We start from the raw sequence: 18,372 nt of genomic DNA on the forward strand, positions 1-18,372 counted from the left end.
GCTCTGTCCAGAGCACTCTTATAAATAGAACTGAATAATCTGGCGGTGGCCGTTGACGATGGGGAAAAACCCATCGACGACCTCCTGCACTGTTTTGAAAGGTTTGAACCATGCGCGTTCTGATTGCTGAACACGACCACGCTCTTTACGCCCAATTGTTGCGTCAGGCTGCTCCTGACCTGGAAGTGCTCACCAGTGGTGACTCCGCCGAGCTTGCGAGCCTTGCCGCTGATTGCCCGATCTGGCTTGGTCAACCGGACCTGCTGGCGACCCTGTTGCGTCAGGGCCACGAGCCACAGTGGCTGCAATCGACCTGGGCCGGGATCACCCCGTTGCTCGCCGAGGGCTTGCCTCGGCATTACCGACTGACGCGGGCAGTGGGCATTTTCGGCCAGGTCATGGCTGAATACGTGCTGACTTATATGCTTGGCCATGAGCGCGAAGTATTGGCACGACTGGTCAGCCAGGTCGAGCGCAAGTGGGACAGCCGCTTGGCTCAGAGCCTGGCGGGACGCAAGGTGTTGATCGTCGGCACCGGCGATATCGGCAGCAGCGTGGCGCAGTTCCTGGTGCCGTTCGGCGTCCAGTTGTATGGCATCGCCAGTGAGGCTCGAGAGCAAGCGCCGTTTATTGAAGTCGCCGGACTGGAGGATTTGGGCCGTCTCGTAGGGGAGGTCGATTACGTGGTCAATCTCCTGCCCAACACGCCCAACACCCATGATCTGTACGACGCGGCGCTGTTCAAGCAGTTCAAGCCGACCGGGTTGTTCATTAACGTCGGGCGCGGTGTGGCGGTGGTCGATGCGGATCTGGTCGAGGCGTTGAAGGAAGGGCATCTGGCGGGGGCGGTGATCGACGTCTGCCGTCAGGAACCGTTGCCGCAACGTCACCCGTTCTGGACCGCCTGGGGCTTGCTGCTGACCGGACACAGTTCGGCGCCGACTTCACCGCCGATGATGGTGCAGTTGTTTATCGAGAATCTGCGGGCGTATCAGGCTGATACGGCGTTGCGCGGAGAAGTGGATTTCAATCGCGGGTATTGACGTCGCGGTGATCAACTGTGGGAGCGAGCTTGCTCGCGATGGGGCCATCACATTCAGCATCACTGTTGACTGTCACGCCGCCATCGCGAGCAAGCTCGCTCCCACATTTGGTTTTGCAGTGTGGCTTACAAACTGAAATCACCCTCGGCCGCCAGCTCGCTCAGCGGGCGGCGCGGGCTTGGGGTTTCGCGGGCTTGCAGGTACTCGGCCAGGGTCGCTTTGTCCCCCAGTTTGCCGATCGCCACCGCGGCGTGCAGCGCGTAGCCTTCAGGAATATTCAGTTCCTTGCGGGTCAGCTCCTGATCGAAACCGGCCATGCCGTGGGTGTGCCAGCCGCTGAGGCTGGCTTGCAGCGCCAGATGGCCCCAGGCCGAGCCGGTGTCAAAGGTGTGCCACAGCGCCGGAGTTTCCTCTTCGGCGCCTGGTGCCGTGAAGGTGGTTTTCGAAATCACGATCACCAGCGCCGAGGCGTGTTGTGCCCAGCTGCGGTTGAATTCATTCAACAGACCCAGGTAGCGCTCCCAGTTTGGCGTGTCGCGACGCGCGTAGAGAAAACGCCAAGGCTGCGAGTTGTAGGCCGAAGGTGCCCAGCGCGCGGCTTCGAAAAAGCTCAGCAGGGTTTCTTGCGGGATGCTTTCACCAGTGAAGGCGCGGGGAGACCAGCGGTCAGTGAACTGTGGGTGGATGGCATATTCGGCAACGCGTGGATTAGCGCTCATGAAGAGTTCCTGACTACGTTTGAGAATCAAAGGTTGAAAAAACCGGCGGGCGCAGTTAACTGAGCAGATATGGTTTTCTGAGGTGTGGCAGCTAACCTGAGTGCAACGCGGTCGAGCGTTGATGGCACCTGTGCATGGCTTCTTTCGACTCGCAAAGCTACTTCGCGGCGCAAGAACTGACAAGTCCTGTTCTACCGGCAGTCGCAATCGCTTGGCCCCAGAGCCCTCGCGCACTAGACTGGCGGCCTTTTCACTCGCTGATACCGATGCTTGAACCATGGCCGCCAAAGTCGAACCTTTCTGGATACGCAAAACCCTCGAACAACTCGATCAAGAGGAGTGGGAGTCGTTGTGCGATGGCTGTGGTCTGTGCTGTCTGCAAAAGCTTGAAGACGAGGAAGACAACAGCGTCTATTACACGCGGATCGCCTGCAAACTGCTGGACCTGAAAACCTGCCAGTGCAGCGATTACACCAATCGTCGCGATTCGGTGCCCGATTGCATCCAGCTCACGCCGGGCAAGGCTGACCAGTTCAAATGGCTGCCGCCGACTTGCGGGTATCGTTTGGTCAGCGAGGGCAAGGACTTGCCGCTCTGGCACCATCTGGTTTGCGGTGATCGCGATGCGGTTCACCACGAGCGGATTTCCCAATCCGGGCGCATGCTGGCCGAAGGCAGCGTGGCCGAAGAGGATTGGGAAGATCACTTGATCTTCCGTGCGGGTTGAGGGCCGAGCGGGTCAAGCATTTCAACGTTGATTCACGAGGGCGTGTATATGGCTGTGGGGTCAAGGCTGCCGTTAGCCATTTTGCTGCTGGCACTGAGTTCGCCGCTGTTGGCGGCGAAGAAAGTCGATGTGGATTACCACGTGCGTTTGTTGCCGCAGAGCGATCAGGCCGAAGTTCGGCTGACACTGGCCGACGGTGCTGCGGTACACAGCCTGGACTTCGATCTGGGTAATCGCGGTGATTACAGCGATTTCAAGGCCGATGGTCAGTGGCAATCCACTACGCCCAAAACTTCCGAAAGCCAGCGCGGCATCTGGCGCCCTGCCAGTGGCCAGTCCAGTCTTACCTACCGTGTGCGCATCAGCAATGCCCGCAAGAATGGCTCGTTCGAAACCCGTATGACCCCCAATTGGGCGTTGCTGCGCGGCGAAGACCTGGTGCCGGCGGCGCGTTTGGATCAACAGGACGGCACCGAGTTGGTGTCACGTCTGGAATTCGAATTGCCGGCGGGCTGGAAAAGCATCGAAACCCCCTGGCCGCGTATTGGCAAGAACCGCTTTCGGGTCGACAACGTTTCGCGCCTGTTTGACCGGCCGACCGGCTGGATGCTCGCCGGAACCCTGGGTAGTCGCCGCGCTCGCCTGGGGGAAACCGAAGTTACGGTCGCCTCGCCGCAAGGGCAGGGCATGCGGCGTATGGACGTACTGACGCTGCTGACCTTCGTTTGGCCGCAAGTGCAGGCAGTATTCCCGCGCCACCTGAACAAACTGCTGATCGTCGGTGCCGCCGATCCGATGTGGCGCGGCAGTCTGGCCGGGCGGGATTCGATCTACCTGCACAGCCGCATACCGCTGGTCAGCGAAAGCGGCATCAGCCCCTTGGTGCGCGAGTTGGTTCAGGTATTTGGCAGGGTCAATGGCAATCAGCACAGCGACTGGATCAGCGAAGGTTTTGCCGAGTACTACGCGATCGAACTGGTGCGCCGTGCTGGCGGTATGAGTGACGAGCGTTATCAGAGCCTGGAGACCCGGCTGACCAGGGAAAGTCACCAGGTCACCACCCTGCGTGGTAAACAGATCAGCGGGCCGGCGGTCGCCAAAGCGGTGTTGCTGTTGCAGGCGCTGGACGGCGAGATACGCCTGAAAACCCGTAACAAGCGTTCACTGGATGACGTGCTGCACGCGGTCATGAACCAGGGTAGCGTCAGCACCAAGGAGTTTGTGCAATTGAGTGAAGGCATCCTCGAGGGGCCGTCGAAGGTGCTGGATAGCGAGTTGCTGCAGTAGATGCGGATGCGTTCCCACGCAGAGCGTGGGAACGATCATCTGTGTCGCTTCAAACCCCGGCTTCAGGCGATTTCAGCGAATCCTTGTCGACCACCGTCGCAGTGCGAGTCGCTGTTCCAGCATTGGCTTTAAAGCGGCTCAACTCTTCTGCGGTTCGTTCGATTCTCGAGCGCACGTTGTTCATGTCCTGACGGCCTTTTTCCAGCAGGTCTTTCGCCGAGCTGTGACCAGTGATGCCGCGGGCCAGGGCTACGCCGCCAATCGCCACCTGAATCAAACCGAAAACGCCGCCTCGGCGCAGACCTTTGCCCATCATCACCACACCACCGGCCAGCGAGCCAATGCGCTCCCAGCCCAGGACGTTCTGCGTCGGCAGAGTCTGGGACGGGGTGGATTCGCTGCGCTCTACGATTTTGCTGTCGCTCATGATCTGTCTCCAGCGGGGTGATTGATATAACGCGGACTGCGCGAGTGCGCCGCTTGTTCCGTCCATTTTCTATATTTATAAACTAGAATTTCGGACCGGAGCGTGTGTTATTGCCTTTCGCCATGCGGTCGTAAAGCACCACGTTGACGGTCGCGGCGAGGTTCATGCAGCCGGTGGTCGGGATGTACACCACGTCCTCACACCAGTCACGGATGTCTTTATCCAGCGAGCCGTCTTCCGGTCCGAAGATATACAGCGCGCGATCCGGGTGGGTGTATTCCGGCAGTGAACGGGCCCCTTCGACCAGTTCGACAGCGACCGGTATGCAGCCCAGCGGGAGGATTTTCTTCAGGTCTTCGATGCCGATCAGCGGAATGTCCTGATGGACTTTCTTGGTGTCAGTGACGAAGTCGCGGGCGCGTTCATAACGTTTGCCGGTGTAAAACACCGACGCCACGCCATAACAGCCAGCGGCGCGCATCACCGAACCGACGTTCTCCGGTGATTTGGGGTTATACAAACCAATGCAGCTGTACCGTTTGTTTGCCACGAGCCGGGTGCCTTCGAGAAAAAACGCGATTATACGGGGATTGTGCTCGGGGCGTTTGCTTTGGGGATGGGGTGCTAGATCTATCGCCATCGCGAGCAAGCTCGCTCCTACAGGTCTTGTGCAATCCATGTAGGAGCGAGCTTGCTCGCGAGAGGCCGGAACTATCAAAGAAGATTTGGCAGGGCTTACTCGTCTTTCTTCATCAACCCGGCCAATGCGGCGAACGGGTTGTGGGTGGCCTTGGCGATGGTCGGCGAGCTGGTGGAACCCTCGGCGTAGTACTGCTGGTCGGTGTAGCGCGAGTGTTCGTTGTCGTGGCAGTACAGGCAGAGCAGCTCCCAGTTGGAACCGTCCTGCGGGTTGTTGTCGTGGTTGTGGTCGCGGTGGTGCACGGTCAGCTCGCTCAGGCGCTTGCCGGAGAACTCACGGGCGCAGCGTCCGCAGACGTGCGGGTACATCTTCAGGGCCTTGTCGCGGTAACCCATTTCACGGTCGCGCTGAGCGTCGGCGAGGATGCGGTCCAGCTTGGCCGTGTTGGAGGGAGGCGTTGACGAACTCATGGGTTCACCTTTGTAAAAAGACTAATGACGGTTATGAGGCAAGTTTAGCTCAGCCCTTGAGCTTCTCGGCAATCCAGATGGTGTGCCGGGTGCCTTTATTGCCATGGGCGAAGACTTGCACTTCCTCGGCCTTGAAACCGGCCTTGCGCAATTTGTCGGAGAACTGCCGGTCAGCGCTGGCCGACCATACCGCCAACACGCCTTTGGGGCGCAAGGCTTTGGCGCAGGCGCTGAGGCCGCCTGAGGAGTACAGCCAGCTATTGGCCTTCTGGGTCAGGCCTTCGGGGCCGTTGTCGACATCGAGCATGATCGCATCGAAGCCCTGCGGCTCGGCTTGTAGCACTTTGGCCACGTCTTCCATGCGGATCACTGTGCGCGGATCGAGCAGCGGTCGACCGGATTTTTCCCCCAGCGGCCCACGATTCCACTCAACCACGCCAGGTACCAGCTCCGCGACCACCACTTCGGCGGTCTTGCCCAGGTGTTTGAGGGCCGCGGCCAGCGTGAAGCCCATTCCCAGACCACCGATCAACACACGAGAGCCCGGACGGCCGGCAACCTTACGGCAGGGAATTTCCGCCAGGGCGTCTTCGGAGCCGTGCATGCGAGTGTTCATCAGCTGTCCGCCGTCACCGCCCTGGATCTTGATGACGAAATCCTCGCCATACTCGAACAGGCACAAGGCACCGCCGTTTTCGGGAATCGGGGTGGTGTCGAGCAGAACGAAACGTTTCATGGGACTCTCATTAGGGAGGGAAAACTGGCATTGAGAAGGGCAAAACTGCGCGGTTGGGAGTAGCCTGAAGACCCCAACAAGGGCAACGGAGCCATTGATGAAGCGCACTATTCTAACGGCCATTGTGTTGGCCGCGCTCTCGATAAGTGCAGCGCGGGCGCAAGAGTTGCAACCTGTCCCCATTACACCCGAGCCGGCGTCAGGTTCGCCGGGCACCGCGACACCTACGCCGTATCCGCAGGTCACACCAAGAAGTGTGCCCAGGGCGGGTGGCGGGAGCGCCGGTTCGCCTTTGCTGCCACCGATCGAAATGCCCAATCCGCCGAAGGATCAGACCTTGCCGGGGTTGGAGCAGAATCAGCAGAAAGCCAAGACGCCCGGCGGTTAGACCTGCTGCGAAAGCAGTTGCCCATCAGCCATGCGCAGGCGTTTGGACAGCGCAATAGCGATGGCACGGATAATCTTGGCGGCGATTTTCGGGGCGTCGTTGAGCATCTTTTCCAGCGAGTCCTTGCCCAGATTGAGCAATTGGCAATCGCTGGCGGCGACACAACTGGCCGAGCGCCGTTCGCCGTCGAGCACCGCCATCTCACCGAAGGCCCGGCCACTGCGCAGAGTCGCGATGGTCACCTGCTGGCCTTCGCCGTTGGTCTTTTGCACCGCGACCTGGCCTGTGTGGATGATGCACATGAAGCTGCCGGCATCACCCTCATGGAAAATCTCTTTGCCTTGGGCGATGGTGCTGATGCTGAAGTAGCCGGCAGCGGTGCTGAAGTCGACCGGCAACAGCTGATCGAACATGCCGCAGTCCATCAGCCAGTCGCGGATTTCGTTGTTCAGTAAAGTGGGTTCTGACATGTCATCACAGTCTTTTTTTGTGTCTGTTACTGTTCCGGGCGTTGGATGAAACGCCAAACCCCGGCGGCCCAGTGTTAAGACCGGGACGCCGGGTGGAGTTCCTCAGGCAATGCCCAATACCTTAAAAACAAATGCGTATTCGAGCGCTACGTCACGCAGTCCCTGATAACGACCGCTCATGCCACCGTGGCCAGCGCCGAGTTCGGTCTTGAGCAGCAGCAGATGGTCGTCGCTCTTGGTCGCCCGCAGTTTGGCCACCCATTTAGCAGCTTCCCAGTACTGCACGCGGCTGTCGTTGTAGCCAGCAATCACCAGCGTTGCCGGATAGGTCTGGGCACTGACGTTTTCGTAGGGCGCATAAGCCTTGATCCGGTCATAGACTTCGGGCTCTTCAGGATTGCCCCATTCGTCGTATTCGGTGACGGTCAGCGGCAGGTCGGGATCGAGCATGGTGTTCAGCACGTCGACAAACGGTACTTCGGCAATCGCTGCCTGGAACAGCTCCGGACGCTGATTGAGCACCGCGCCAATCAACAGGCCGCCAGCGCTGCCGCCGCTGATCGCCAGTTGCGATGAGGTGGTAAAACCCTTGGCGATCAGGTGTTCGGCGCAGGCGATGAAGTCGCTGAAGGTGTTGTGTTTGTGTTCCTGCTTGCCGGCACGATACCAGGCTTCGCCCAGTTCACCGCCTCCCCGCACATGGGCGATGGCGAAGGCGACGCCGCGATCGAGCAAGCTCAGGCGCGCATGGGAAAACCACGGATCGAGGCTTTCACCGTAGGCGCCGTAACCGTAGAGGTAGAGGGGTGTTGGTTTACGCTCCTGGTTTTCGAGCAAGGCTTCGCGTTTGACCACCAGGCTGATGGGCACCAGAGTACCGTCAGGGGCGGTGGCCCAGAGACGTTGACTCACATAAGCGTCCGGATCGAACGGGCCGAGCACCGGGGTTTCCTTGAGGACTTTCTGTTCGCCGGTTGCAAGCTCAAGCTGACGGATTTGAGCCGGACGATTCAGCGCTTCGTAGCGCAGACGGATCTTGTCGCTGGCGAACTCCAGGCTGTTTTGCACATGCAGGCTGTAGGCCGCGTCGGGCAGTTGCACGCGGTAGGCGGGCAGGCCTTGGGGGCGGACCTCTACGATTGGCAAGCCACCTTCGCGCAGGCTCAGGGTCAGGGCCGAAGCGTTCAGGCTCATGCCGTCGAGCATCACGCTGTCGCTGTGGGGGACCAGATTCTGCCAGTCATCCTGGGACGGTACGACGCCGTTGTCGGCGGCCTGATACAAGGCGAAGTTGATTCCGTCACGGTTGCTGCGAATCAGCCAGGCCCACTGGTCGTCGAGCTTGCCGTGGTCGACGTCATATTCATGGCCTTCGACCCGTGGCGCCAGGCAGGTAAAGGGTTGCTGTGGCTGTGTGGCGTCGAGCACCCAGACTTCGCTGGTGGTCTTGCTGCCCAGAGACAAAATCAGTTGGCGTTCGGAGCTGGAGCGGTAGCAATGCAGGAAGAAACGTCCGTCCGGCTCATTGAACACCTCCTCGGCCGCGGTGCCATCCAGGCGGTAGCGAAACAGCTTGTGCGGGCGATGGGTGTCGTCCAGCTCGCCGAAGAACAGCGTCAGGCTGTCGTTGGCCCAGGTCATGCTGCCGTCGCAATTTTCGAACGACAGTTCGCTGACTGTACCGCTGGCCAGTTCCTTGACGAACAAGGTGTAGGTTTCCTCGCCGCTGGTGTCCAGGCTGTAGGCCAGGCGCTGGTGGTCCGGGCTGATGCTGAACGCGCCGAGGGAGAAATATCCGCCATTGGCCAATACGTTCGGGTCGAGCAGCAGCTCTTCCTGGCTTTCATCGACCTGCAGGCTGTCATCGGCCGGGCGCGGGCAGCGGTAATGCCGGGCGTACTCATCACCTGCGGTGGTGCGCGTGTAATACAGATACGGGCCCCAGGGCGAGGGCAGCGAAAGGTCGGTTTCGCGAATTCTTGCTTTGATTTCCTGGTACAGGGTTTCGCGCAGTTGGGCCTGATCGGCTAGTTGCGCTTCCTGGTAGCGATTTTCAGCCTTGAGGTAGTCGAGCACCGGCGCGCTGTCGCGGTCCTGTAGCCAGGCATAAGGGTCAGCACCATCGGCCTTGTGGGCGATCGGGGCAGCGAGAACGTTGGCGGATAGGGGCATGAATGGCTCTCGGACGTTGTACAAAAGAAGGGTTCGCCGACGGCGGTGCAGCCTGACATGCGAAAAGCCGTTATCATAAGCGTCTCTTTGCCTGCCTTGCCATGGACACCATGACCGAGAACGACTATCTGATCGCTTGGGGCCTCTACGCCTTCGCCGCTTTAGGCTGCCTGTTGGTATGGATGCGCATGACCCGCTGGATGTGGCGCTGGTTGCGCGAGCCATTGCGCCTGCTGATGGCCGTGCTGCTGTTCAGTCCGACCATTATCGACCCGGTGAAGGAAAAGTTCGCCCCGGCCGTGGCCATTACCGCTCTGGACCTGCTGTTCAAGGTCGGTAACAACGTCTGGCGTGCGATCTCTGACCTGCTCATGTACAGCATGATTGCCTTTGGCATTTACCTCGTTTTCGTGTTGATCCGCTGGCCGATCGAGCGCGCTTCCAAAGCCCGCCGCGAGCAGGCCGCGGCCGCGAAGGCTGCGGCTACGATGCCGGAACCTGAGGATGAACAGCCCTTTGGTGGCGCCGGTGATGACCGCTATGGCCGCCCACCCGTTCCTGGCAGCCCCCAGCGTTTGCGAGTCGAACCGCGTTTGTAACCCTGCCCCGGCATTGAAGCGAGAGTCCGAGCATGTGTGAGTTATTGGGCATGAGCGCCAATGTCCCGACCGATATCGTGTTCAGCTTTACCGGGCTGATGGAGCGCGGTGGCCGCACCGGTCCGCACCGTGACGGCTGGGGCATTGCGTTCTACGAAGGCCGGGGCTTGCGGTTGTTTCAGGACCCGGCGGCCAGTTGCGATTCGCAAGTCGCGCAACTGGTGCAGCGTTATCCGATCAAAAGCGAAGTAGTGATTGGCCATATCCGTCAGGCCAATGTCGGCAAGGTCTGCCTGTCCAATACCCATCCGTTTGTTCGTGAGCTGTGGGGGCGTAACTGGTGTTTCGCCCATAACGGCCAATTGGCCGATTTGCAGCCCACCGCCAGTTTCTATCGGCCGATCGGCGATACCGACAGCGAAGCGGCGTTCTGCGATTTGCTCAATCGTGTGCGCCAGGCGTTTCCCGAACCGGTGGACATCGAGCAGCTGTTGCCGGACCTGGTGGCCGCCTGCGCCGAATACCGCGGCAAAGGTGTGTTCAACTGCCTGCTCAGCGATGGCGACTGGCTGTTCTGTTATTGCTCGACCAAGCTTGCGCATATCACTCGCCGCGCGCCGTTCGGCCCGGCGCGCTTGAAGGATGTCGATGTGATCGTCGATTTCCAGGCAGAAACCACGCCCAATGACGTGGTGACTGTGATTGCCACCGAGCCCTTGACCGAAAACGAAACCTGGACCCGCTACGAACCGGGCCAATGGAGCCTGTGGCGACGCGGCGAATGCGTCAGTCAGGGCCAGACCGAATAAGGACCCCCTATGTTGCTCAGTTATTTGCGACTGGTGTTGTTTGCCATTGGCTTGTTGGTTGGTGTGCAAGTGCCGGGTTTCATCAGCGATTACGCCAAGCGGGTTGAAGCCCACTTGATCGAGGCGCAGACCGGGCTTCAAGGCTTTCAGGGTACCGCCCGGCAATTCTTCAAGGGCGACCTGCAAGCGTTGGTGGCTCATTACCGCGCCAGTGAAGACCCGGTGATTCGCAGCGATGCCGAGAGCCTGAGTACTTTGCTCACGCGCCAGTTGGCCCTGGATAAACAGTTCCAGGCCATGCAAGGCCCGTGGTACATCCGTGCATTGCAGGTGGCATTGGCCGCCGACCCGGACATTCGCAAGGAAACCTGGAACGGCTACAGCTATCAGATCCTGCTGAACCCCGAAGCAATGGGTTGGGGAATGGGCGGTGCGTTGCTGCTGTCGTTCGGTCTGGAATGCCTGTTTCGCTTGATCGACTGGGTGGTACTGGGCGGCAAACGCCTGCGCCAGAGCCGGCCGATTGAAGAGCGCGATTTGCGGGGGTTGTAAGTTTGGCGTGATGCTGATCGATCCCACGCTCCCGCGTGGGAACGATCGAAGGGATAGGTGTCCATCATCTGCTCGGCGGGTGGTTTGTATTAATTGGACGGGCAGGGCGCCTGCGCCAAAGAATGCGCCCAATCCACGATATGCGTCGTCGTGGTTCAGAACCATACCCATAACGTTAACGTGGATATTTGCCATATTTTACCGGGCGTTGGCGGCATTTTTCCCGCTGCTGATGGGTCTGCTTAGCCAGAACGTGCCGTTGGGCATGGGGGTCGGGGTTTTTGCAGCGGTCTCTTACGGCGTGGCGATTCTGGCGGCCCTGAGCCTGCCGGACGCCCGTGGCAAGCAACTCGAGGTGCAGTAACTGATAACCTGATGCTGACGAAAGATCCCGCACAAGAACATTCAAAAGCCTACAGGAGCGTTCATCGTGAGCCGCCTGCTATTGAACTGCGACATCGGCGAAAGCTTTGGCAACTGGACCATGGGTCTGGACGCCGAGGTCATGCCGTTCATTGATTGCGCCAACGTTGCCTGCGGTTTCCATGCCGGCGACCCGAGCATCATGCGCAAGACGGTCAGCCTCGCGCTGGCCCATGGCGTACAGGTCGGAGCGCATCCGGCCTATCCGGACCTGGTGGGTTTCGGTCGCCGCTCCATGGCCTGCACCCCGCAGGAAATTCAGGATCTGCTGCACTATCAGATCGGCGCCCTGGATGGCATTTGCCGGGCCCAGGGCAGTCGCGTGAGTTACGTTAAACCCCACGGTGCGATGTACAACGACATGATGGCCAATCCTGAGCAACTGCGTGCGGTGATCCAGGCCGTGGCCGCCTATGACCGGCAATTACCGCTAATGCTGATGGCGACCCGCGACAACAGTGCGGCTCAGGCCCTGGGCGATGAGTACGGCGTGTCGCTGTGGTTCGAGGCGTTCGCCGATCGGGCCTACGACAGTGCCGGGCGCCTGGTGTCACGGCAGTTACCGGGTGCGGTGCATCACGATCCCGAGAAAATCATCGAGCAAGCGTTGATCATTGCCCGTGGTGAGAACCTGATCGCCAGTGATGGAAGCGCCTTGCACTTGCAGGCCAACACGCTGTGCGTGCATGGCGACAACGCCAGTTCGGTCGCCGCCGTGCGGCGTATCCGCGAGGCCTTGAACCAGCAGACTCAACCATGAGGCCACGGGTTGAAGTGGTGGCCATTGACTGTCTGATGGTGCGGCTGTTCGACGTCATCGCCGAGGACAACATGCCGTGGATGCTCGCTGCCAGCGAACGACTGCGCAGCGGTTTCGCCGGGCATCTGATCGATCTGGTGCCGTCCTATACGACCTTGATGGTGCATTACGATCTGACCGCGCTGACCCCCTCCCGGGCCCGTGAACTGATTGCCGAGGCCTTGACCGATCTGACGCCGAACCCGCAGGCCAGAGGCCGGAGCCATGTGCTGCCGGTCTGGTATGACCCAAGCGTCGGGCCTGAGCTGGGTTTGTTGTCCCGGCGCAGCGGCTTGGCGGTCGACGAAGTGATTCGTTGCCACAGCGAGCGCGAATATCAAGTGTTCGCTCTGGGCTTTGCGCCGGGTTTTGCCTTTATGGGCCTGGTGGAGGAGGTGCTGGCCGCGCCACGTCTGAGTACGCCGCGCAAGCGCGTGGCGGCCGGCAGTGTGGGGATCGCCGAGCGGCAGACCGCCGCTTATCCGGTGGTCTCTCCCGGTGGTTGGAACCTGATTGGCCGCACACCGAGCAAATTGTTCGACCGGGAACGCGACGGCTACAGCCTGATGCAGCCGGGTGACACCGTGCGCTTCGAGGCCGTCAGCCATGCAGAGTTCATTAATCTGGGCGGTGATGACTCGCCGTTGGAGAGCGTGGCATGAGCCGTCTATTGATTGAAGCCAGCACGCCGTTGTGCCTGCTGCAGGACGCAGGGCGTTTCGGCGTGCGGCATCTGGGCGTGACTCAGGGCGGCGCGCTGGACTGGGTGTCGATGTCCTGGGCTAATTGGTTGCTAAGCAATGCGCTGGATGCGGCGGTGATTGAAGTGACTCTCGGTGGCTTCACATTATTGGCGCAGGACGATTGCTGCCTGGCGTTGGCGGGAGCAGACCTTGGTGCTCAACTCGACGGCCAGCCTCTTTCACCGTGGCGCGGTTTCAGCTTGAAGAAGGGCCAGCGCCTGCAGTTCACTCAACCGTTGCTCGGAGCACGAGCCTACCTGGCGGCACCAGGTGGTTTCAGCGCGTCCAGGGTGTTGGGCAGTTGTGCCACGGTGGTTCGTGAAGAGCTGGGTGGGCTTGATGGTTTTGGGCAAGCGTTGGCAAAAGGTGCGCAGCTGAGTTATGTGCCGTCAGCTGCGACTGTGCGCGAACTGCCTCGCGAACTCATTCCGGATTTCAAATTGAACCGACCACTGGACGTGGTGCTCGGTGCGCAGATTGGCGAGTTCAGTGGGCAAAGTCTATTCGATGCCTTCAACAGCACCTGGACTGTCGACAGCCGTGCTGATCGCATGGGCATTCGTCTGCTTGGGCCCGCGCTGCAGTATCAGGGCCAGCCAATGATCTCCGAAGGCATCCCGCTGGGCGCCATTCAGGTGCCGCCGGATGGGCAGCCGATTGTACTGCTTAACGACCGGCAGACCATTGGTGGGTATCCACGCTTGGGGGCGTTGACGCCATTGGCGTTGGCGCGGTTGGCGCAGTGTTTGCCGGGCGCGCAGATCCGGTTGACGCCAGTGGTGCAGGAGACCGCGCATCAGCAGCAAGTGAGTTATTTGCGCAGGTTTGCTTGATGTTGATCGTTCCCACGCTCCTGCGTAGGAATGCATCCCGTGACGCTCCGCGTCACAGCCTCAACAGCGGACGCAGAGCGTCCATGGCGGCATTCCCACGCAGAGCGTGGGAACGATCAGGACTGAGGGTTATTTCGAGAGAAAGCGCATCCCTTCTTCCAGACCACGCAACGTCAGCGGAAACATCTGATCTTCGACCAGGTCGCGCACGATGTTGGTCGAGGCGGTGTAGCCCCAGGTGTCTTTCGGGTAGGGGTTGATCCAGATGAGCTTCTTGTACTTCTCCTTGAAACGCTGCATCCACACATAACCGGCTTCTTCGTTCCAGTGCTCGACGCTGCCGCCGGCCTGGGTGATTTCGTAGGGCGCCATGGCGGCGTCGCCGATGAAGATCACTTTGTAGTCGGCGCCGTACTTGTGCAGCAGATCCTGGGTCGAAGTCCGTTCGGAGCCGCGACGCATATTGTTCTTCCACACTGATTCATAAATGAAGTTGTGGAAGTAGAAATACTCCAGGTGTTTGAACTCGGTCTTGCAGGCCGAAAACAGCTCCTCGCAAATTTTCACGTGGGCGTCCATCGAGCCGCCGATGTCGAACAGCAGTAGCAGCTTGATGGTGTTGCGACGCTCCGGACGCATCTGAATGTTCAGCAGGCCAGCATCGCGAGCGGTGTGGTCGATGGTGCCGTCGATATCCAGCTCTTCCGCCGCGCCCTGGCGAGCGAATTTGCGCAGACGACGCAGGGCGACCTTGATGTTACGGGTGCCCAGTTCGACCGAATCGTCGAGGTTCTTGTATTCGCGCTGATCCCAGACCTTGACCGCTTTGCCCTGACGTTTTCCGGCATCGCCAACCCGAATGCCTTCCGGGTTGAAACCACCGGAGCCGAACGGGCTGGTGCCGCCAGTGCCGATCCATTTGTTGCCACCGGCGTGACGTTCCTTTTGCTCTTCGAGGCGCTTCTTGAATTCTTCGATCAGCTTGTCCAGGCCGCCGAGGGACTGGATCTGCGCACGTTCTTCATCGCTCAGGGAACGCTCGAATTCCTTGCGCAGCCAGTCTTCGGGGATCAACGCCTGAAGATGATCGTCGAGCTTTTCCAGGCCATTGAAGTAGGCGCCGAACGCCCGGTCGAACTTGTCGAAATGTCGTTCGTCCTTCACCAGAATCGCCCGGGCGAGGTAATAGAACTCGTCCATGTCGGCGAAGATCACCCGCTGTTTCAGCGCGTTGATCAGGTCCAGCAGTTCGCGTACCGAAACCGGCACCTTGGCCGCGCGCATTTCATTGAACAGGTTGAGCAGCATGGCTGTCGCCCTTGAGATCGTAAAAAAGAAGTATCAACGAGTGCCGCGACGGCTCATGAACGCCAGACGCTCAAGCAATTGCACGTCCTGCTCGTTCTTCACCAAGGCGCCTGCCAGCGGCGGGATGGCTTTGGTCGGATCGCGCTCACGCAGCACCGCTTCGCCAATGTTGTCGGCCATCAGCAGTTTCAGCCAGTCCACCAGTTCGGAGGTCGACGGCTTCTTCTTCAGCCCCGGCACCTTGCGTACGTCGAAGAACACGTCCAGCGCTTCGCTGACCAGATCTTTCTTTATATCCGGGTAGTGCACGTCGACGATTTTTTGCAGGGTGATGCGGTCCGGGAAGGCGATGTAGTGGAAGAAGCAGCGGCGCAGGAAGGCGTCCGGCAGTTCTTTCTCGTTATTGGAGGTAATGATGATAATCGGCCGCTTTTTGGCTTTGATGGTCTCGTCGATCTCGTAAACGTAGAACTCCATCTTGTCGAGTTCTTGCAGCAGGTCGTTAGGGAATTCGATGTCGGCTTTGTCGATTTCGTCGATCAGCAGAATCACCCGCTCCTCGGACTCGAAGGCTTCCCACAGCTTGCCCTTTTTCAGGTAGTTGCGAACGTCATGGACCTTGTCCACGCCCAGCTGCGAGTCACGCAGGCGGCTGACCGCGTCGTACTCGTAAAGGCCCTGATGGGCCTTGGTGGTGGACTTGATGTGCCAGGTGATCAACCGCGCGCCGAAGGACTCGGCCATTTGCTCGGCGAGCATGGTTTTACCGGTGCCGGGTTCGCCCTTGACCAGCAATGGTCGCTCCAGCGTGATGGCGGCGTTGACCGCAAGCTTCAGGTCATCGGTGGCGACGTATGCGCTGGTGCCTTCGAACTTCATCTGCAAATCCTCGAACGGTAACGCCGACCTGAGCAAAGCAGGGCGGGCGAAGTAAAAGTCATGTCCGACTATAACGCGGTGCCCGGTCGACTGTGAACGCAGACGCCCCATTCAGTCTCTGAATGGGGCGTCACATCTTGACTCAGTCAGGGCGGGGAGCCAGTATTGATGTATCGCCATTTTGGCTATAGCTTGCTCGGCATGTCTACTAAATATCGATTTCGCGACAAATACCGTATTCAGTTGCGGGAACAGGACCATTTACCGCCACACGTTCATCTGACCGGTGGCGGGGTGGATGTAATGATTAGCCTGGAAACAGTGGAAGTGATGGCGGGCCATGCTCCCGCGCTGATCCAGAAGGAAGCGCTGGAATGGGTAAGGGCGCATCGCGAGCAACTTTTGGAGGAGTGGAAACTATGGTATCGATGAAACGGCCACGCTTGGCGGCCGTGCAGGTATTGCCTGATAGCAGACTGGCATTGACCTTTATCGATGGTCAGCAATTGACCCTGGATTTAAGCAGCGATCCGAGTAAATTCCCGGGGCTGTTGCCGCTGCAGGATGGGCAAGCGTTTGCTGGCGCAGAGTTGGGTGATGACGGCTGGACCGTGGAATGGCCGGAGCTGGACATTCAGATCGGCGCCGACACCTTGTACCTGGATGCTCTGGCGCAGAATGCTGCAGACGAAAACACCCGGATCTTCATCGGCTGGCGAGCCCGTACCGGGTTGCCACTTAGCCAGGCCGCCGAAGCGCTGGGGGTCAGTACGCGTAGCATCTCCCGCTACAGTAACGGCCGCGAGCCGGTGCCTCGGTCTCTGGCGCTGGCCTGTCTGGGCTGGGACTCGTTGCAGGAGCTGGCATCGCCCGCTCTGCAAGCAGCCGAAGAAACCGGCCGTTATCAAGTGACCCGCAAAAACTAGTCAACCGATGCGTTGTGCTGGTTAGTCTCAAGTCGCATTAAGCCATTGATTGTTCTACACGACAGTCGCTCGGCTGACTGGACGCCCATGAGCACGAGGCATACCCTTGAAGGCTTCTTCAATGCTGCATAAGGACCCAGTCATGAGCCGTATTTTTGCTGATAACGCCCACTCCATCGGCAATACGCCCCTGGTACAGATCAACCGCATCGCCCCCCGTGGCGTGACGATTCTGGCCAAGATCGAAGGGCGTAATCCAGGGTATTCAGTCAAGTGCCGGATTGGCGCAAGCATGATCTGGGACGCCGAAAGCACCGGCAAGCTCAAGCCTGGTATGACCATTATCGAGCCGACCTCGGGCAATACCGGTATCGGCCTGGCGTTCGTCGCGGCAGCTCGCGGTTACAAGTTGGTGCTGACCATGCCGTCGTCCATGAGTATCGAACGACGCAAGGTTCTCAAGGCGCTGGGTGCCGAATTGGTGCTGACTGACCCTGCCAAAGGCATGAAAGGCGCCATCGAAAAGGCTACCGAGATTTCCGCCAGCGATCCGGCGATGTACTTCATGCCACAACAATTCGATAACCCGGCCAACCCGGCTATCCACGAAAAAACCACCGGCCCGGAGATATGGAATGACACCGACGGTGCGGTAGACGTGCTGGTGGCGGGTGTGGGCACCGGCGGGACTATTACCGGGGTGTCTCGCTACATCAAGAACACCCAGGGCAAGCCGATTCTGTCGGTGGCGGTGGAGCCGATTAGCTCACCAGTCATCACTCAGAAGCTCGCAGGGGAAGAAATAAAACCGAGTCCGCACAAGATCCAGGGCATCGGCGCCGGATTTGTGCCGAATAACCTTGATCTGTCAATGGTCGACCGGGTCGAATTGGTCAGCGATGAAGAATCCAAGACCATGGCGCTACGGTTGATGCAGGAAGAGGGGATTTTGTGCGGTATTTCCAGTGGTGCGGCCATGGCCGTCGCCGCGCGGCTGGCCGAAACCCCGGAAATGCAGGGCAAGACTATTGTGGTGATCCTGCCGGACTCGGGTGAGCGTTACCTGTCGAGCATGTTGTTCAGCGATTTGTTTACTGAACAGGAAAATCAGCAGTAACGATCTTGTGTCGATAGTTTTTTAGCGTCTGTGAGGACGCCTTCGCGGGCAAGGAGTGCTCCTATGGTGCGGCGGATCCCTGTAGGAGCGAGGCTTGCCCGCGATCGATCGCGAAGCGGTCGCAAACAGTCTGGGCACAATTGTGCTGACCCACATCAGCTCCCATTCAACCGCCTTATGTTAATAAGTGCTTTATTGCGTATCCCTTAACACTGAATGTTGAGTTATGCGGGTTTTTCCCGAGGCCGGTAGTGTTTATCATGCCCGGCTGCCATGCCGGGTAAATGACGCAGCACAGAGTTGCC

At 59.5% G+C, this 18,372-nt stretch carries 22 protein-coding genes and 1 pseudogene; 14 read left to right on the top strand and 9 right to left on the bottom strand.

What is annotated here, in order from left to right:
* The first annotated feature begins 110 nt into the window (after positions 1-110).
* The gene (locus AC07VR_RS14510) at positions 111-1,043 is read left to right on the top strand and encodes a D-2-hydroxyacid dehydrogenase (RefSeq protein WP_495011600.1); all 933 of its coding nucleotides are present in this window, start codon (positions 111-113) and stop codon (positions 1,041-1,043) included.
* 125 nt (positions 1,044-1,168) lie between these two features.
* On the opposite strand, the gene AC07VR_RS14515 is transcribed toward AC07VR_RS14510, so the two are convergent.
* Positions 1,169-1,762, bottom strand: coding sequence for a nitroreductase family protein (locus AC07VR_RS14515; RefSeq protein WP_494994576.1), 594 nt, complete (start codon positions 1,760-1,762; stop codon positions 1,169-1,171).
* A 277-nt stretch (positions 1,763-2,039) separates the two neighbouring features.
* On the opposite strand from AC07VR_RS14515, the gene AC07VR_RS14520 reads away from it, so the two are divergent.
* Positions 2,040-2,489, top strand: a complete 450-nt coding sequence (locus AC07VR_RS14520; protein WP_495011601.1) for a YcgN family cysteine cluster protein — start codon at positions 2,040-2,042, stop codon at positions 2,487-2,489.
* Positions 2,490-2,537: 48 nt separating this feature from the next.
* Positions 2,538-3,776 carry a hypothetical protein gene (locus tag AC07VR_RS14525; RefSeq protein ID WP_494994577.1) on the top strand — a complete coding sequence of 413 codons (1,239 nt, stop codon included), beginning with the start codon at positions 2,538-2,540 and terminating at the stop codon, positions 3,774-3,776.
* A gap of 49 nt (positions 3,777-3,825) precedes the next feature.
* On the opposite strand, the gene AC07VR_RS14530 is transcribed toward AC07VR_RS14525, so the two are convergent.
* From AC07VR_RS14530 to AC07VR_RS14545, 4 genes are all read right to left on the bottom strand, one after another.
* The gene (locus tag AC07VR_RS14530; protein WP_495011602.1) at positions 3,826-4,203 is read right to left on the bottom strand and encodes a YgaP family membrane protein; all 378 of its coding nucleotides are present in this window, start codon (positions 4,201-4,203) and stop codon (positions 3,826-3,828) included.
* Between the two features lie 82 nt (positions 4,204-4,285).
* Positions 4,286-4,753, bottom strand: coding sequence for an RNA methyltransferase (locus AC07VR_RS14535; protein ID WP_150642116.1), 468 nt, complete (start codon positions 4,751-4,753; stop codon positions 4,286-4,288).
* 185 nt (positions 4,754-4,938) lie between these two features.
* Entirely contained in the window at positions 4,939-5,313 is a 375-nt protein-coding gene (locus AC07VR_RS14540) for a YajD family HNH nuclease (protein WP_494994579.1), read from the bottom strand.
* A gap of 49 nt (positions 5,314-5,362) precedes the next feature.
* Complete coding sequence (locus AC07VR_RS14545) at positions 5,363-6,049, bottom strand: spermidine synthase (protein ID WP_494994580.1); 687 nt, start codon at positions 6,047-6,049, stop codon at positions 5,363-5,365.
* Positions 6,050-6,146: 97 nt separating this feature from the next.
* On the opposite strand from AC07VR_RS14545, the gene AC07VR_RS14550 reads away from it, so the two are divergent.
* Positions 6,147-6,437: a hypothetical protein gene (locus AC07VR_RS14550; RefSeq protein ID WP_494994581.1), complete on the top strand. Its 291-nt coding sequence runs from the start codon at positions 6,147-6,149 to the stop codon at positions 6,435-6,437.
* On the opposite strand, the gene AC07VR_RS14555 is transcribed toward AC07VR_RS14550, so the two are convergent.
* Together AC07VR_RS14555 and AC07VR_RS14560 are read right to left on the bottom strand one after the other, a co-directional pair.
* Positions 6,434-6,907 carry a cyclic nucleotide-binding domain-containing protein gene (locus AC07VR_RS14555; RefSeq protein ID WP_495011603.1) on the bottom strand — a complete coding sequence of 158 codons (474 nt, stop codon included), beginning with the start codon at positions 6,905-6,907 and terminating at the stop codon, positions 6,434-6,436. The genes AC07VR_RS14550 and AC07VR_RS14555 overlap by 4 nt on opposite strands.
* 102 nt (positions 6,908-7,009) lie before the next feature.
* Positions 7,010-9,079 (bottom strand): S9 family peptidase, encoded by a 2,070-nt coding sequence (locus AC07VR_RS14560; protein WP_495011604.1) that lies wholly within the window; start codon positions 9,077-9,079, stop codon positions 7,010-7,012.
* A gap of 101 nt (positions 9,080-9,180) precedes the next feature.
* Here AC07VR_RS14560 and AC07VR_RS14565 point away from each other — a divergent pair, with 101 nt between their 5' ends.
* The 7 genes and pseudogenes from AC07VR_RS14565 to AC07VR_RS14595 all read left to right on the top strand — a co-directional run bounded on the left by AC07VR_RS14565 (position 9,181) and on the right by AC07VR_RS14595 (position 13,837).
* The gene (locus AC07VR_RS14565) at positions 9,181-9,678 is read left to right on the top strand and encodes an MFS transporter (protein WP_495011605.1); all 498 of its coding nucleotides are present in this window, start codon (positions 9,181-9,183) and stop codon (positions 9,676-9,678) included.
* Between the two features lie 32 nt (positions 9,679-9,710).
* Positions 9,711-10,487, top strand: coding sequence for a class II glutamine amidotransferase (locus tag AC07VR_RS14570; RefSeq protein ID WP_495011606.1), 777 nt, complete (start codon positions 9,711-9,713; stop codon positions 10,485-10,487).
* Between the two features lie 9 nt (positions 10,488-10,496).
* Complete coding sequence (locus tag AC07VR_RS14575; protein ID WP_494994586.1) at positions 10,497-11,039, top strand: DUF2937 family protein; 543 nt, start codon at positions 10,497-10,499, stop codon at positions 11,037-11,039.
* Positions 11,040-11,241: 202 nt separating this feature from the next.
* A pseudogene (locus tag AC07VR_RS14580) lies at positions 11,242-11,403 on the top strand (MFS transporter); the annotation flags it as partial.
* Positions 11,404-11,469: 66 nt separating this feature from the next.
* Complete coding sequence (locus tag AC07VR_RS14585) at positions 11,470-12,222, top strand: 5-oxoprolinase subunit PxpA (RefSeq protein ID WP_494994587.1); 753 nt, start codon at positions 11,470-11,472, stop codon at positions 12,220-12,222.
* Complete coding sequence (gene pxpB, locus AC07VR_RS14590) at positions 12,219-12,923, top strand: 5-oxoprolinase subunit PxpB (RefSeq protein ID WP_495011607.1); 705 nt, start codon at positions 12,219-12,221, stop codon at positions 12,921-12,923. The genes AC07VR_RS14585 and pxpB overlap by 4 nt, the downstream gene beginning before the upstream one ends.
* A complete protein-coding gene (locus AC07VR_RS14595) occupies positions 12,920-13,837 on the top strand; it encodes a 5-oxoprolinase subunit C family protein (protein WP_495011608.1) in 918 nt (305 codons plus the stop codon). Before pxpB ends, AC07VR_RS14595 begins: the two co-directional genes overlap by 4 nt.
* Before the next feature lie 129 nt (positions 13,838-13,966).
* Here the strand turns inward: AC07VR_RS14595 and AC07VR_RS14600 are convergent, their stop codons facing one another.
* Together AC07VR_RS14600 and AC07VR_RS14605 are read right to left on the bottom strand one after the other, a co-directional pair.
* Positions 13,967-15,145, bottom strand: coding sequence for a vWA domain-containing protein (locus tag AC07VR_RS14600; RefSeq protein ID WP_495011609.1), 1,179 nt, complete (start codon positions 15,143-15,145; stop codon positions 13,967-13,969).
* A gap of 33 nt (positions 15,146-15,178) precedes the next feature.
* Complete coding sequence (locus tag AC07VR_RS14605) at positions 15,179-16,024, bottom strand: AAA family ATPase (RefSeq protein WP_495011610.1); 846 nt, start codon at positions 16,022-16,024, stop codon at positions 15,179-15,181.
* A 201-nt stretch (positions 16,025-16,225) separates the two neighbouring features.
* On the opposite strand from AC07VR_RS14605, the gene AC07VR_RS14610 reads away from it, so the two are divergent.
* The 3 genes from AC07VR_RS14610 to cysK all read left to right on the top strand — a co-directional run bounded on the left by AC07VR_RS14610 (position 16,226) and on the right by cysK (position 18,067).
* Complete coding sequence (locus AC07VR_RS14610; protein WP_495011677.1) at positions 16,226-16,456, top strand: DUF4160 domain-containing protein; 231 nt, start codon at positions 16,226-16,228, stop codon at positions 16,454-16,456.
* A complete protein-coding gene (locus tag AC07VR_RS14615; RefSeq protein ID WP_495011611.1) occupies positions 16,444-16,950 on the top strand; it encodes a DUF2442 domain-containing protein in 507 nt (168 codons plus the stop codon). The genes AC07VR_RS14610 and AC07VR_RS14615 overlap by 13 nt, the downstream gene beginning before the upstream one ends.
* A 142-nt stretch (positions 16,951-17,092) precedes the next feature.
* Positions 17,093-18,067: a cysteine synthase A gene (gene cysK / locus AC07VR_RS14620; protein ID WP_494994593.1), complete on the top strand. Its 975-nt coding sequence runs from the start codon at positions 17,093-17,095 to the stop codon at positions 18,065-18,067.
* The last annotated feature ends 305 nt before the right edge of the window (positions 18,068-18,372 follow it).

The organism is Pseudomonas sp. GW821-FHT02H09 (assembly GCF_059421425.1).